12 protein-coding genes are annotated in these 15,350 nt (G+C 50.2%); 5 read left to right on the forward strand and 7 right to left on the reverse strand.

The window, feature by feature from the left end; genetic code table 11:
• Positions 1-96: 96 nt before the first annotated feature.
• Positions 97-1,116, reverse strand: coding sequence for a LacI family DNA-binding transcriptional regulator (locus tag AB3G37_RS09465; protein ID WP_009635055.1), 1,020 nt, complete (start codon positions 1,114-1,116; stop codon positions 97-99).
• 383 nt (positions 1,117-1,499) lie between these two features.
• On the opposite strand from AB3G37_RS09465, the gene AB3G37_RS09470 reads away from it, so the two are divergent.
• From AB3G37_RS09470 to AB3G37_RS09480, 3 genes are read left to right on the forward strand one after another with little or no spacing between them, the layout of a single operon-like run.
• Positions 1,500-2,219 (forward strand): gluconate 2-dehydrogenase subunit 3 family protein, encoded by a 720-nt coding sequence (locus AB3G37_RS09470; RefSeq protein ID WP_009635054.1) that lies wholly within the window; start codon positions 1,500-1,502, stop codon positions 2,217-2,219.
• Positions 2,220-2,255: 36 nt separating this feature from the next.
• Complete coding sequence (locus AB3G37_RS09475; protein WP_009635053.1) at positions 2,256-4,028, forward strand: GMC family oxidoreductase; 1,773 nt, start codon at positions 2,256-2,258, stop codon at positions 4,026-4,028.
• A 1-nt stretch (position 4,029) separates the two neighbouring features.
• Positions 4,030-5,340: a c-type cytochrome gene (locus AB3G37_RS09480; protein WP_009635052.1), complete on the forward strand. Its 1,311-nt coding sequence runs from the start codon at positions 4,030-4,032 to the stop codon at positions 5,338-5,340.
• Between the two features lie 149 nt (positions 5,341-5,489).
• Here the strand turns inward: AB3G37_RS09480 and AB3G37_RS09485 are convergent, their stop codons facing one another.
• A complete protein-coding gene (locus tag AB3G37_RS09485; RefSeq protein ID WP_369790470.1) occupies positions 5,490-6,311 on the reverse strand; it encodes a sugar phosphate isomerase/epimerase family protein in 822 nt (273 codons plus the stop codon).
• A 203-nt stretch (positions 6,312-6,514) separates the two neighbouring features.
• Between AB3G37_RS09485 and AB3G37_RS09490 the strand changes: the two genes are divergently transcribed.
• The gene (locus tag AB3G37_RS09490) at positions 6,515-7,543 is read left to right on the forward strand and encodes a Gfo/Idh/MocA family protein (protein WP_369790471.1); all 1,029 of its coding nucleotides are present in this window, start codon (positions 6,515-6,517) and stop codon (positions 7,541-7,543) included.
• On the opposite strand, the gene AB3G37_RS09495 is transcribed toward AB3G37_RS09490, so the two are convergent.
• Together AB3G37_RS09495 and AB3G37_RS09500 are read right to left on the reverse strand one after the other, a co-directional pair.
• Complete coding sequence (locus tag AB3G37_RS09495; RefSeq protein WP_369790472.1) at positions 7,540-9,279, reverse strand: cytochrome c biogenesis protein DipZ; 1,740 nt, start codon at positions 9,277-9,279, stop codon at positions 7,540-7,542. The two genes, AB3G37_RS09490 and AB3G37_RS09495, sit on opposite strands and share 4 nt — an antisense overlap.
• Before the next feature lie 360 nt (positions 9,280-9,639).
• The gene (locus tag AB3G37_RS09500; RefSeq protein WP_369790473.1) at positions 9,640-10,671 is read right to left on the reverse strand and encodes an isocitrate/isopropylmalate dehydrogenase family protein; all 1,032 of its coding nucleotides are present in this window, start codon (positions 10,669-10,671) and stop codon (positions 9,640-9,642) included.
• A gap of 348 nt (positions 10,672-11,019) precedes the next feature.
• On the opposite strand from AB3G37_RS09500, the gene AB3G37_RS09505 reads away from it, so the two are divergent.
• The gene (locus AB3G37_RS09505) at positions 11,020-12,843 is read left to right on the forward strand and encodes a glycoside hydrolase family 15 protein (protein WP_369790474.1); all 1,824 of its coding nucleotides are present in this window, start codon (positions 11,020-11,022) and stop codon (positions 12,841-12,843) included.
• Here AB3G37_RS09505 and AB3G37_RS09510 read toward each other — a convergent pair whose 3' ends face one another.
• The 3 genes from AB3G37_RS09510 to AB3G37_RS09520 form a co-directional block, all read right to left on the reverse strand.
• Complete coding sequence (locus AB3G37_RS09510) at positions 12,844-13,914, reverse strand: TonB-dependent receptor domain-containing protein (protein ID WP_369790475.1); 1,071 nt, start codon at positions 13,912-13,914, stop codon at positions 12,844-12,846.
• Positions 13,838-14,041 carry a hypothetical protein gene (locus AB3G37_RS09515; protein WP_369790476.1) on the reverse strand — a complete coding sequence of 68 codons (204 nt, stop codon included), beginning with the start codon at positions 14,039-14,041 and terminating at the stop codon, positions 13,838-13,840. The genes AB3G37_RS09510 and AB3G37_RS09515 overlap by 77 nt, the downstream gene beginning before the upstream one ends.
• Positions 14,042-14,575: 534 nt before the next feature.
• Positions 14,576-15,325 carry an SDR family oxidoreductase gene (locus AB3G37_RS09520; RefSeq protein ID WP_369790477.1) on the reverse strand — a complete coding sequence of 250 codons (750 nt, stop codon included), beginning with the start codon at positions 15,323-15,325 and terminating at the stop codon, positions 14,576-14,578.
• Positions 15,326-15,350: the final 25 nt, after the last annotated feature.

Consider the following 15,350-nt stretch of genomic DNA (forward strand, 5'->3'; position numbering starts at 1 on the left):
GGTATTCACTTTCACTGCGGATGGATTCCCGCCATCATCAATCAAAGCAACGTTTCGGCACACTATTAAGGTGTACAGATTGAGCATGGATTTTACTCAATCCATATTCTCTGCCGTCATCACCTTGAATTCGACCTTGCCGTCGGAATAAATGTCCGGCTGAAAGTTATCCTCCAGCGCCCTTAACATTAGGCTAAGAGCCAAACGGGCGTGCTGGCGCGCGTTTTGATCCAATGTAAATGACAGAATATCGCTCTCAAGCAATTTCCGGGTAAGGTCGTAAAGTTCATGGGTGATGTAATGACATTTCCCCTGCAGCTTGTGCCTTGCCAGTGCCTCGCTGACCTCGGTATTCACGTCACCGGTGTTATAAATACCAATGATGTTTCGCGACTGTGCCAGATTTTGTTCAAGCAGGCGGCGCAGCGTTTCGCGGTGATCTTCTCCCGCCAACACTTCTCTTAGCTTGATATCAGGGGATTTCTGCTGCAAAACCTGCTTGAATCCCTCGACTCGATGCTGGTGGGCGATAAAGTCAAAACGCCCGCTGACCACCAGTACCTCTCCGGGTTGACGCAACATTTTGGCCATTAACAATCCGGCAGTGCGGCCTGCCTGAAGCTGATTAATACCTACGTGACACAGGCGTTTAACATCCGGAAGATCAGTGACTAGCGTGATCACCGGCACGCCATTTTTTTTACACCGTGCCAGGGCGTCATAAATAGCCGGATGATTTTGCGCAAATACAATAATGCCATCACGTTGGCCACTGCATTTAATAATATGTTGCGCCAGCTTTTCTGGCTGAGATTCAGAAATTAGCGTGCGATGTAACGTTAAACGCCGATAGCCTAACGAGCTGGCAACCTCGCTGAAATCCACCGCCAGTTTTTGGAAAAAATAAGTATCGTTCGAGCTGAGGATGACCTCAACCTGCCACGGGCTTTTCCGCTCCTCGGGCAAGGTACGATTTAACCCTGCTTCTTTTGCCGCCCGTAAGACTTTGCGGGTGGTTTCCGGAGACACTCCACCGCGTTCGTTCAACACTCTATCCACTGTGGCTACACCCACTCCGGCCATTTTGGCCAGCGTATCGAGGGTCAGCTTTTTCATCCGAATTCCTTGCGAAGATATGACGATAACACCGCCAGTTTAATCAGCGCTTTGGGTTTGGCAATCATCTTGTGGGTAAAACCGCTTGTTTTTTTATCTTGTCGGTTTAGTGAACAGGGTTGTTAACTTTTGTTGTAATTATGTTGGTATTTGAGGGGAAACCATCAAACCAGCAGTACCAGCACCAATTGAATGGGTTTATCATTCCTTCGTTTTCATTCATGGAAAAAATAATTAAAACAATACGAAACGTTTAATTTAGACCTTCGGAAATTGTTTATTAATCAAAAAACATCGTCGCCCGACTGTGTTATTTAAATATCTAATTCTTATTACTCTCTGGTTATTTGCAGTAAACATATAATTTAAAGCAGGGGACATTTATGAAGCGCAGAGAATTTTTATCCTCTATTGCTGTGCTGGGTGTATCGACGACGATCCCGTTGGCGAAAGCTCAGGAAGTGAAAGGTGGACAGCCGTGGGAACCGGGCAAAGTGGATACCCGTCCTCTTGCCCAGCCACGCCAGGGTGGCCTGCAATACCTGACTCAGCATGAATTCGACACCGTTGGGGCCATAGCAGAACGTTTTATTCCTGCTGACGAGTTGAGTGTCAGTGGTAAAGAAGCCGGTTGTGCCACTTTCGTCGATCGCCAGTTGGCTGGGGATTTTGGCAAGGCATCAAGCACTTATCGTCTTGGTCGCTTTGTTAAAGGCACCGCTGAGCAGGGGCCTCAGGAAGCACAGACTCCAGCAGAGCGCTATCGCGTAGGCTTGGCCGCGCTCGACGCCAGCACGCAAAAACAGTTCAGCAAGAATTTCGCCGAATTAAGTGGCGATCAGCAGGATCAGGTGTTGCACGCCATGGAAGCGGGCAAGTTTGATTTAGGGCCGAATGTTGAAACTAAAGTTTTCTTCGAGCTGTTATTACAGAACGTCCGTGAAGGCTTTTTATCCGACCCAATTTATGGCGGAAATAAAGATATGGCCAGCTGGAAAATGATCGGTTTCCCGGGTGCTCGCTATGACTTCCGCGATCTGATCCCTAAAAAAGGCCAGAAGCTAAATATTATTCCAACCAGCCTGATTGATAACTCACTTTAAGCTGAAATTCTGATTCGATTGAGCAAGAGTCCTTATATGAAAAATGTCCGTCCTAAAGCTGACGTTGTCATCGTTGGTCTGGGCTGGTGTGGGTCTTTAATAGCCGAAGAGCTGACCCGTGCCGGTCTGAATGTGGTTGCCGTCGAGCGCGGCCCGTGGTTTGAAACCGCCACTGATTTTCCACCTTCCATTGATACCGATGAGCTGCGCTGGGATACCCGTCGCAGCATGCTGCTCCCGCCCGCAGTTGAAACCACCACTTTCCGCAATAATATCACCCAGAAAGCGCTGCCATCCCGTGACTGGAACCTTAACGAAATGGGTTACAACGTGGGCGGTTCTGGCACCCACTGGGCGGGCATGGCCTGGCGTTTCACGCCGTTCGACCTGCAACCTTATACTCAAACCGTCGCCCGTTACGGCAAAGAGCAGATTGTAAAAGGGTTGATCCTGCAGGACTGGGGCGTCACTTATGACGAGTTGGAACCTTTCTACGATCGTTTCGAAAAAATCGCCGGTGTTTCTGGTAAAGCCGGCAAGCTCAATGGTCAGGTCGTAGAAGACGGTAACCCGTTTGAAGGCAATCGCAGCAGCGAATATCCGTTGCCACCGCTGGAAGGTATGCGTTTGACTGACCTGTTCCGCGATGCCGCAAAATCTTTGGGCCAGCATCCGTTTATGGTCCCGGCGGGTCAGGCTTCCAAGGCCTACGTTAACCCGCTCGGTGTGCGCATGGGGCCTTGTACCTATTGCGGTTACTGCCTGTATTACGGCTGCGGCAACTTCTCGAAATCCAGCCCGAATGCCTGCGTTATCCCTGCACTGATGCAGCGTGAGAACTTTACCGTTCTAACAGAATCTGCAGTAACGCGTATCAATAAAGCTGAAGATGGCAAAACCGTGACTGGCGTGACCTATATTGACCGTAACGGTCAGGAATGGGAACAACCTGCCGGTATTGTGGTGCTCTCTGCTTTCCAAATGCAGAACGTGCGCATGCTGCTGCTATCGAAAATCGGCAAACCTTACGATCCGGTGAGCAAGACTGGCGTAGTGGGCCGTGCTTACAGCTTCCAGACCGTTTCGGGCGCTACTTTGTTCTTCGAAGACGAATACCTGAACCAGTTTATCGGCGCAGGCGCACTTTCCCAGCAGGTTGATGACTGGAACGGCGATAACTTTGACCACACCGGTAAAGGTTTTATCGGCGGGGCAGGCATTCTGGTGGTCGCGCGCGGTGCTCGTCCAATTGGTAATGCCGATGCGCTGCCGCCGAACACTCCGCGCTGGGGCAAAGACTGGAAAAAAGCCTATACCCACGCTTTCCAGAACGGCACCTTCATCTTTGGTCAGGGCACCAGCTATTCCCACGAAGATTACTACCTCGATCTGGACCCGGAATACAAAGACAGCAATGGCAATCCGCTGCTGCGCGTGACCTACGATTACAACGAAAATGACCGTCGCTCTGCCAAGTTTGTTGAAGACAGAAGCGTCGAGATTGGTAAAGCGATGGGCGCGAAACTGGTTCTGGGGACCAATGCAACCACCACTTCCTACTCGCCTTACAGCTTTGCCAGTGACCACACCATCGGTGGTGCCGTCATGGGTGAAGACCCGAAAACCAGCGTGCTTAACCGTTATCAACAAAGCTGGGATGCCCATAACCTGTTCGTTTTGGGCGCATCGTCATTCCCTAATAATGCCGGGTATAACCCGACCGGAACGATAGGTGCACTGAGTCTGTGGACGGCGAAAGCCATTCTTGAACAGTATCTGAAGAATCCTGGCCCATTGGTAAAGGTATGATATGAAAAAGTTAAAAGTTGTTGGTGGCGTCGTAATTGTTGCCGCCGTTGTAGCAGGCGTTTTACTTTATCAGAATGGCAATACATCAGCGGATGATGTTGCCGACAACTCCACGCAAATGAAGCAGCCGTTGACCGCTGCCGATGCCGATGCGATTACGCGTGGTAAATATGTGGCGATTGCCGGTGACTGTGTGGCTTGTCACACGGCACCGGGAAGCAAAGAGGCTTACTCGGGCGGTTATTCAATCAGCACGCCATTTGGCGGTATTGTAGCCAGCAATATTACCCCGGATGCAGATACCGGTATTGGTAACTGGACCGAACGCCAATTCTTTAACGCGGTCAGACATGGCAAGGGCATTGAGGGTCAAAATCTTTATCCAGCAATGCCTTACAACGATTACGTTAAAGTCAGCGATAAAGATATGCACGACCTGTGGATGTACATGCGTTCGGTAAAACCGGTGAACAATAAAGTCGCCGAAACCAATTTACCGTTCCCGTATAACATCCGTATGGCGATGATGGGTTGGAACCTGCTGTTCTTCAAAAACGAAGGTTTCAAGCCGGATATGGCCAAGTCAGCCGAATACAATCGCGGCGCTTATCTGGTTGAAGGTCTTGAGCACTGTGCCGCCTGTCATACGCCGAAAAATATCATCGGCGGCGACACCAGCGCGTATCTGCAGGGTAGCAATCTTGGTGATTGGTACGCGCCTGAGATTACCAGCAACACTTATACCGGCATCGGTAACTGGTCGGAAGATCAAGTGGTGCAATATCTCAAGCTGGGCAGCAACCACGTAGCCGTTGCATCTGGTCCGATGGCTGAAGCGGTGACTAACTCGACGCAGTATCTGACCGATGCCGATCTGCACGCGATTGCCAGCTATCTGAAGGCACAACCGGGTTCGAACAACAAGAAACCGGCAGCGATTGCTACAGACGATGCACAAATGAAAATGGGTGCCGCGGTCTATGAAGCCAACTGTTCGGCCTGTCATAACAGCAATGGTCAAGGGATCCCGCATCTGGCGGCCAGCCTGGCGGACAACCCGGCAATCATGTCTCCTGATGCTTCATCTATCCTGACGACGGTATTGCAGGGTGGTCGTGGTGCAGTGACTGTCGGTAATCCAACCAGCGGCGCGATGCCAAGCTTTGCCTGGAAACTGTCGGATCAACAGACAGCCGCCGTGGCGACTTATATTCGCAACTCTTGGGGCAACGCGGCGTCTGCCGTGCCAGCGGAAGATGTCACCAAAGCGCGTAAGCTGGTGAAAGCTCAGGCGCAGATCCAACCGCAGTAAGTTTTAAGCCGATAAAAACAAAGCAGGTTGCACCGAATGGGGCAACCTGCTTTTTTTATGAGGCCCTGATAATTTCCTGAGGAAGATCTGATACGTTTCTTATTGCCTTAACATCAGGCAATGATTTGTCCGTGACCTTGCTGCTAAATTCAGCCGATATACTTTTCCATATTTTCGCGGCATTCAATGGCAATATCGTAGAGATCAGACTCCCAGCGGTTAGGGCTAAACAGCTCGGCTGACCACAGTCCATCATAACCGGTGGCTTTTACCGCGTCTGACCAAGCCTGAATATCAATTTCACCTTCACCCGGCATGTAATTACGCAGCACTAACTGGTCCCAGGCTTCTCCCGGTTTTGGCAAACGGCCATCGCAGAAATGCACGCCGTAAATCAGGTTTTTGTCCAGTCGGGCAATGTCTTCAGGTTTTGATCCTGAGGCATACAGATGCCAGAAATCGATCACCATGCCGACGTTGTCTTTGCCGACCCGACGAATGACTTCCAGCCCCTGCTCAAGCGTGCGGAATTTGGTGAAAGCAATCACCTCAATCTGGTAACGAACGCCGTAGTCCTGACCGATTTTGGCAATCGCATCAACGTTCTCGGTGATGATGTCCATCACCTGTTCCTCCGGCTTGTCGTCGATACCGTCAAGAGCCAGAATTTGCACTGTAGGACAATCCAGTTCCGCCGCAGCCTGAGTTAAACGGGTGGCCTCTTTCAGCATGGTTTTCTTGGCATCGCCCTGATAACGCTCGATTTCCAGCAGAGCATTAACGCAGCCCACGGATAATCCATAACCGTCTGAGGTTTGTTTGAGCTTTTTGGTGGTGCCACCGTTATCCAGATAACGCACCAGTTTACTGCTCAACAGTTCCAGGCTTTCGTAGCCGGTTTCTTTGGCGATTCTGGCATCGGTGAGGATATTGCAATAATTGGTCGATATTCCGTGTAGGGCCTTTTGCATCGGGTACTCCTTGTTTATTTATCTTTTTTATTAAAATCGGGCAAAACGTAGGTAGATAAAGGCTATGCTTTTAAAATAAAAGTTTCAATTTATACAAAATGAAATTTTTGATTGTTTTACATCAAGCCATCATTCGCATGCCGCGCCGATTTTTACTATCGTCATGATATGTATACCCATACCCGTAAGATTAAGGAGCAACAATGAAATTTCATTACACCCTTCCCGAAGCCCGCACGCCTGTAGGTTCAGCCGCACCGGCCCTGCGTTGGGGAGTTATTGGACCTGGTTGGGTTGCTGAACGTTTTGTTGCCGCAGTGCAAAAGAACACTCGCCAGATTTTTCAGGCAGTTGCTGGCAGCTCGTTAGACAAGGCTGAAAGTTTTGGTCGCCGTTTTGCAATCCCCAGCGCCTATGGCTCGGTTGAAGAGCTGGTTGCCGACTCGCAGGTTGACGTGGTTTACATTTCTACACCCCATCCGACCCATTACGCCTGTGCGTTAAAGGCTATTCGCGCCGGGAAACACGTGCTGGTCGAGAAACCGCTGGCGATTAATGCCGAACAGGTTCGCGGCCTGCAAGAGGCCGCGCGGGAGCATCGGGTATTCCTGATGGAGGCAATGTGGACGGCGTTTTTACCAAAATTTGACGTGATTCGCCAAGTTATAGAGCAGGGGGCTATCGGAGAAGTTCGCACTATTATTGCCGACCATGGAGAGTTTTTCGAGCAGGATCACCGCATCATGCGCCCTGAGCTGGCGGGCGGAACGCTGATGGATCTCGGGTCTTATCCGGTAGCGCTGGCGACCAAGCTATTAGGCAAACCCGAGCAAGTGTTGGCCTCCGGGCAGACTGCGCCAACGGGGGTTAATGGTCAGGCCTCCATTGTTCTTAGGCACTCCGGCGGTAATCAGTCTTCGTTGCACACTACGCTGTTTAGCCACACGCCCGGCACTGCGGTTATCGCCGGTAGTGAAGGTTATATCTTTATTGACGGCATGTTCTACGCGCCGGGCAACTTCCACGTTTACAACAATGACAAGCAGAAAATCACTTACGAACAGCCGAAATATTCCTACGACAGCCTGCATTATCAGGCGGCACATCTGGCAACCTGTGTTGCCGACGGCCTGCTTGAGTCGCCAATTCGCCCGATTGCCGACTCTTTGCTGACAATGGAAACTCTCGACCAAGTGCGCCGAGAGCTTGGCATCGTTTTTAACGACCTTTAACCAAAGGTAAAGGCGTAGGCGTCGACACCGTCATCAAGGAACTGAATTGAGAGCGTGTGTTCGCCGCTTGCGTCCGGCAGGCGAATCAATTGATATAACCGCTGGTCGGAAACTGTGCCTTCGCCATCGGCAGACACGTCGGAACCGTGCATATCGCCCGGTGCTTTATCATCTACAGTGACTTTGAAGCGGATCTTTTTACCGGCCTGATGGGGTCCTAAAACCAGATGCAGGTCACGGGCATGGAATCGATAAGTGATGCGGCCACCGCTCTTGTTAAGCGTGATTTTCTCGTCATTAATGGTCCAGTTGCCTGCAAGACCCCACTCATCGAGCGCCAGCTTATCTGGCAGGGTAAAATCTGCTGGCGCGTCGGTGGTTTTGATCTCTGAATCGAAATTCTGCGAGCGCATGTAACCGAGATAGGTTTCCGGCGAAATATCGCCCTCGTTTCCAGCCGCCTGTTCAACACCTTTCGCCTGCACCTGGCTAATCGACGTATTAACATTTTTGGCCCCGGCCTCTTTGAGTAACTCCTGAATTACTCGTTCGGACTGCGGATATTCGCTCTCGCCAAAGTGTTCATAGCGCATCTCTCCTTTGGCATCGATAAAGTAATGCGCGGGCCAATACTGATTATTAAAAGCGCGCCAAATGGTGTAGTTGTTATCAATAGCTATCGGATAATCGACACCCAACTTTTTGGCTTCGCTGGTCACGTTATTGATATCTCGCTCGAAGGCAAACTCTGGCGCATGCACGCCAATCACCACTAATCCCTGACTACGATATTTATCGGCCCAGGCTTTAACGTAAGGCAGCGCGCGCAGGCAGTTGATGCAGGAATAGGTCCAGAAATCGACCAATACTACTTTGCCTTTTAGAGATTCGGCAGTGAGCGGCGGGGAGTTTAACCATTGCACCGCGCCATTTAACGAAGGCATCGGGCCGAGGTCGGCCAGTGCGGGCAGGCCAGTTTCATCAGATTGTGGAGCCGCCTGGTTTGCTGTTCGGCTCAGGCCAAATTTATTGACTAATGTTTGCTCGAAACCGCTGGTGGTTTGGTTGGATAAGCGGGTCAAAATACCGGTATCCAGGCCCAGCGCGATGGCGACCACGCCGACCAGCATCAGTGCGCCAATCCCTCTGCGGACCCATTCACCGGCTCCAAGCGAGCGTTTCATGGCGGTAAATACTTTGCCGCCGATAAGCAGAGCGAGCATCAAAGAAGTGACGGCACCGGCAGCGTAGGCCAGCAGCAGTAACGAAGACCCGACGTTGGCCCCCTGCAGTGCAGCACCGGTGAGAACCAGCCCCAGAATCGGACCGGCACAGGGTGCCCAGAGTAACCCGGTCGCAATGCCGAGCAGGAAAGAGGTGCCCACCTGAGATTTTTGACCACGAGTCGCAGCTTCGCTCATTTTATTACCGGCCGAGACCAGCGGGTGCATCACCCGATCGCCAAAATGCGGAAAGAGCAGCGTGAGGCCGAAAAAGGCCATCAGTACCAGTGCAATCCAGCGACCATACTGGTTAGCCTGCACGACCCACCCGCCGCCAACGGCTGCAAGCGTTGCGACCAGGGTAAATGTTAACGCCATTCCTGCCAGTAAAGGCAGGCCAGAACGCAAAAAAGATTGGTCCGAGCGAGCAAATACGAAAGGCAGAACGGGAAGAATGCACGGGCTGGCAATCGTCAGAATGCCACCCAGGTAAGCGAGTATCAGGATCAACATGGCAAAACCTCAAAAGAGAAATCGGCTTATTCGTTGTATATAAATATATATAACGATGATCAGACTAGTTCCTTTCGGTCATAAATTCATGAGTTATGACGATTATTTAAGGTTATAACAATTCTGTTATTTTTTGCCTGCGGCTAGCCGAGTCATAAAGGTCGATAACCCAATGGCGGCTCTTACGGCGCGAGCAATAAGGCGCAAGATATTGTGCCTTGGCGGTTATTCCTCATCTGCATATTTTCAGTGGGCTACTGCAAAAACTGTACAGGTTTGGAGTAATGAAGGATTTTTTAGAATAAAAAAACCCGCCGCGTGAAGGTTAACGCGGCGGGCTGGATAGCTTCTCAATCGAAATTAAACGGCCAGACGTTTGATAATCGCGTCGGTGAATTCTTTAGTCGATGCAGAACCTTTCAGGTCACCGGTACGGACGTTATCTTCGTTCAATACGTCATAAATCGCGGTACGCAGACGAGTGGCTTTATCTTGCAGGCCAACGTGATCCAGCATCATGGCCGCGGCCAACAGCAGGGAAATCGGGTTAGCCAGACCTTTACCGGCGATATCCGGCGCTGTGCCGTGAACCGCTTCGAAGATGGCGACATCTTTACCGATATTCGCGCCTGGAGCCATGCCCAGACCGCCTACCAGACCGGCGATCTGATCCGACAGAATGTCACCAAACAGGTTGGTACACAGCAGCATGTCGAAGCGCCATGGATTCAGAACCAGCTGCATTGCACAGGCATCAACAATCATGTCGTCAACTTCAACGCGACCTTCGTACTCTTTGGCCACTTCACGAGCCGCTTCCAGGAAAATACCGGTCAGGGCTTTCAGAATATTGGCTTTGTGAACGATGGTAATTTTCTTGCGGCCATTCTTGATGGCGTATTCGAAGGCGTAGCGTGCGATGCGCTTGCTGCCTTCACGGGTGTTCATACCGGTAGAAACGGCAACCGCTTTAGGGTCATCGCCAACCGGAATGTAATATTCGTGGGAGACATAGAAACCGCCCAGATTTTCGCGGAACAGCACCAGATCGATATCTTCAAAACGACCCGGAACCAAAGTACGTGCGGGGCGAACGTTGGCATACAGCTCGAACTCTTCGCGCAGACGGACGTTTGAAGAGCGGAAACCACCGCCAATTGGCGTAGCTAAAGGACCTTTCAATGCCAAACGATTTTTGCGGATGCTGTCCAACGTAGCCTGCGGCAGCGGATCACCAGAAGCTTCAACGCCAGCCACGCCAGCCTGCTGCACGTCCCACTCAAACGGCTGACCCAGAGCGTCGAGGATTTTAACTGTAGCTTCAACGACTTCCGGTCCAATGCCATCACCTGGAATGAGCGTGGCGGGAATTTTCTTGTCTTGTTGGGTCATAGTAACTTTCTCTTTTCTGGTAAAGGGGAAACTCTTCAAACAGGGCCAGGTTAGGGCGACTTACCACCTGAATGGATTCAGTGGGCTGCGCTATGCGTTTGCCTTCCAACATATCCGTCTGTCGTCGTGTGAAAACTACCTGGAACCTAAAAAAGCTATTCTAGTCGCTTTTGGCCTTGGATTTCTACCATGTTGTTAATTTGTTAATTTTAAGTTTGCGGATGATGAAATTCTGCCCATTCAAGTTTTTATTCAATCAGATGCTAGGCTTAAGTTAAGTAGAAGGACTTTTTTGGTTTGCTTCAACTTACAGTTTGATACTTAAATTCTTGTCTGAGGGGAAACAGCGTGACCAATCAAAACTATCCGAGTGAACCCCGTGACAGTGGCGGGTTCTGCAGTCTCGGCGATTATGCCGCTGTTGGCGAAGGCCGCACCGTTTCAATGCTGGCACCCGACGGCTCCGCAGACTGGTGGTGTGTGCCCCACCTTGATTCACCGCCATTGTTTGACCGATTGCTGGATGCAGAAAAAGGGGGGTATTTTCAAATAGTCCCCGATGAACCTTATCGTATGTCGCGCCAATATCGTGAGAACAGCAATGTGCTGGAAACAATTTATGAAACCGCCAATGGTCGAATTAGAGTAACTGAATCGATTAACAGCACCTTGGCGGGGCGACTGCCGTGGAACGAATTCGCCCGCCGTATCGAGGGGCTTGAAGGTTCGGTTTCTGTGGCCCTGCATCTGCGAATTGGGACTGCTGCCGACACGCGAACTCCCTGGAGCCATGACACTTCGCAGGGAAATACCTGGCACGTGGGCAAGCTGATGTTAATGCTGCGTGTGCGCGATGAGGTCGAATTCTCTTCATGTCGTGATGATGGGGCCGATGCCAACTTTATTGTTAAGGCAGGTGAACGTCACCTGGCCGCTTTACTGGTAACTGAAAACAAACCGCTGGCAGTGCCCTCGCTGGAACGTATCGACAAACATATCGAAACCAGCGATATCGCCTGGAAAGACTGGGTTGATAATCTGCACTATGAAGGCAAATACAAGTCACACGTATTGCGTTCGGCGCTGGCGCTAAAATTTTTGTGGTACTCACCTTCTGGCGCACTGGCCGCGGCGGCAACCAGCAGCCTGCCGGAAGGTATTGGCAGCGGTAAAAATTACGACTACCGGTTTGCCTGGGTGCGCGATGCCTGCATGATCATTAAATCTTTCCTTTACATCGGAGCACTGGATGACTGTCAGGCGGCTTTTTCCTGGTTGGCTGACGCATTAAATGCCAACGGTGGAGAAATGCGCACCTGCTTTAAACTCGATGGAGGAACCGTTCCTGACGAGAAAATGATCCCGGTACAAGGATATCGTGGAGAGCAGCCGGTCAGATTGGGCAACAATGCCGCCACCCAACTTCAGCTCAGCAATTACGGTGATTTGCTCGATACTGCCGTGCTGTTTATCGAGGCAGGCCACGTGTTGGATCTTGAAACCTCGCGCCTGCTTGGTCAGTTAGCCAACCACTGCGCCGACAGTTGGCGTCAGGTGGATTCGGGTATCTGGGAACTTCCGGAATCCCAACATTATACGCAGTCTAAGATGGGTTGCTGGCTGGCATTGAATCAGGCCGTAAAGCTGACCCATGGCAAACATATCGAACCCACGTGGGTTGGACGCTGGGAGCGCGAACGAGACCGGATCCGCGACTGGATCGAAACTCACTGCTGGTCCGAAGAACGCCAAAGTTATACTTTCTGGGCCGGTTCTGCGGGTCTTGATGCCTCCATGGCGCTGATGCATCAGTACGGCAAAGAAGTATCGCCGCAAAGAATGCTCAGCACCCTGCGGGCGATTCAGAAAGAGTTGGGCACCGACAGCAAAATGATTTACCGCTATTCCGGGGTTGATAAAGAGGAAAATACTTTTATCGCCTGTGCTTTCTGGATGGCCTCTGCACTGGCCACCCTGGGTGAGCAAGATGAGACAGAAACGACGCTGGAAACGTTGCTCGAAACGTTAAGTGGTGGCAAAAGCGCCGGGATTATGGGCGAGATGTATAACGTACACACCAAGAAGTGTGTCGGTAACATGCCGCAAGGGCTTAGCCATTTAACGGTGATTTGCGCCGCCCATTTAGTATCTCAATTACCTTTGCCTGATTAACTAAAATTCCACGTTAAGCTTTAACCAACCTACACGACCCGGCTCATTAATCGGCGTGTTTGATGAATAACCAAAGCTGCTGTTACCGGCAAGATTAAGGTGCTCGCTGTAGGTTCGGTTAAAGATATTATCGATGCCGGCGCTGAATTTTATTTGCTTATCAAACGCGTATGCGCCGTTGATGGAAAAAATTGTAAACCCTGTACTTGATCTAAAATCTTTGCCCACCACATTGCCCTGATTAACCGAGATACGGTGTTGGGGGCTGACCATTCTGATCAGTCCGCTGGTGCTCCATGCACCTTGCTGCCAGACCAGCCCTAGCCGTGCATCCAGAGGTGGCATTTGCGGCAGCGCCCTGTGCGTGGATCTGTTTTCTCCCCAGGCATACGCGACGCTAACCTCGGTTGAGAGGTTTTCTGTAAAGCTATAGCGAGCGCCGACCTCACCCCCGGCGATGGCCGCATTAACGTTTTCCGCCTGGCTAACTCGCAGGTTCTTTGGGTCATAGCTAAACAGAATAAAGTCATTAACCTGCCCAACATAGGCTGATATCCAGCCCTCAACCTGCTTGCCCGAAAACATTGCCCCAATATCCAGCTGAGTGGTTTTCTCGGTTTTAACGGAATCGAAGGCGCTGGAATGGTCGTTTGCACCATAAGTCGGCGAAAACAGTTCCCAGTAATCGGGGAAACGCTCGGTATAACCGACACCGGCATAGACCATTAATGGCAGCGCTGGCAGCCGATGCTCAAGGCGTATAAAGCCAGCGGGTAATGCCGATTGCCTCCTTGGCTGGCCTTTAGGCGAATGATTGTCTGCCGTCGCGCGATCGTATCTCGCTCCGCTGATGAGCTGGCTTTGCGACGTTGCTGTCCAGGTGAGTTCGCTGAACAGTCCATAGTCATAGAATTTGGCATCAGTCACCCAGCCGGTTTTCTGCTTGCTACGATGAGTGCTGATTTGCGCATCGGCACCGCCCTCAAGTTTGAAATCAGACCATTGCCAGGTTGCCATTCCTCGGCCACCACGGGTTCGACGATCCAGCTGCATTTTCATTGGCATGTTCATTGGTAATTACCTGTTCATCATTATCAATTTCGCGCTCTTTATCCGGCAAATTAATAGCAGCCAAAGACTGAGGTGATAAGATCACTGCCGTGCTTAATAATGATAATTTAAATAAATAACTTTTCATTGTTCATCCATTTTTAAAATGAAAAGAGTCAGCCTTGGTTTTTTTGATAGCCGAAAAAAAAGATCACACCTTAAAAAGTGTTAGTAACTGATTGATTACTCATTAGAGTGTTAAATCTTTGGGGGCTGGTGGGGATTTTAGCGATACGCTGTCGCTGGTGCCAACGGTAATTATTTATCATTTGCTATTTTGTACTGTAGATCTCACTTGGCTGAAAATAAATATTATTATTTTACAGATATTAAGATTGGAGTATTTATGGGCATTATAGATATGCAACTCACTCGGTTTAATTAATTTTGATTAATAGGGCTGTAAATGATTTTTATAAAATTGATTGGGTTCTATATTGCGCTATATAAGGGAGGATTAGGTAAACAATCTGGAAGGGCGGCGGTGCAAGCTTCCACCGCCGCAAGTATTAATTTTTGATTCAACGTCGATCTTGAATATCAGAAATTTAAAGCAACGCAAGCTTGGCTACTTTTAAGCCTCATACTTTGCAATATCTTAATACTCCTATGGACTTCGATTTCAAGCAGATACTAATGCTGCGAGAGCAACGGCGTCGGCACCGGCCGGGATTCGCATAGGGGCAGAGTCGTCGTTGGCCGCCCGCCAAATTGCCTCGGCGACATCAACGGCATGAGTTATTATCTCGGTTTTAAGCATGCTGGCGAAGATATTTTGCGCGTATTCAGCATAATCACCCGGGAAAACATCCTGCATTCGCGATTGCGCATTTTCACCGAATGCGGTTTGCGGGGCCATGCCAGGCAGCACCAGATTAACCCGTACATTAAACGGGGCGAGTTCCAGTGCCAAAGACTCGGTGAAGGCATTCACGGCCGCTTTGCTGGCGGCGTAGACCGAAAGTAACGGCAAAGATTTTAGTGTTACGGTTGAGGTGACATTAATCACTACGCCGGATTTTCGCTGTGTAAATTGGGGAATAAATGCCCGTGTTAGCGCAATGGTGCCAAAGGTATTGGTGTTGAAAATATCAAACACCACATCCATTGACGTACCTTCTAATGCGCTCAAAATCCCTATCCCGGCATTGTTCACCAAAACATCAATCTCACCCGCTTCTTTAACAACATTTTCAATGCTTTGCGCATTAGTTACATCCAGCGGCAAGATACGCAGATTGTCTGAAGAAGGCAGCAAACCTTCACGCGGTGTTCGCATGGTGGCAATGACTTTCCAATCGCGTTCGAGGAAGTAACGTGCTGTTTCCAATCCAAATCCTGATGAACATCCGGTAATTAATACAGTTTTCATAATCACTCCTGGAAAGTAAGTAAGG

Source organism: Rouxiella sp. WC2420, assembly GCF_041200025.1.
Classification (GTDB): Bacteria; Pseudomonadota; Gammaproteobacteria; order Enterobacterales; family Enterobacteriaceae; genus Rouxiella.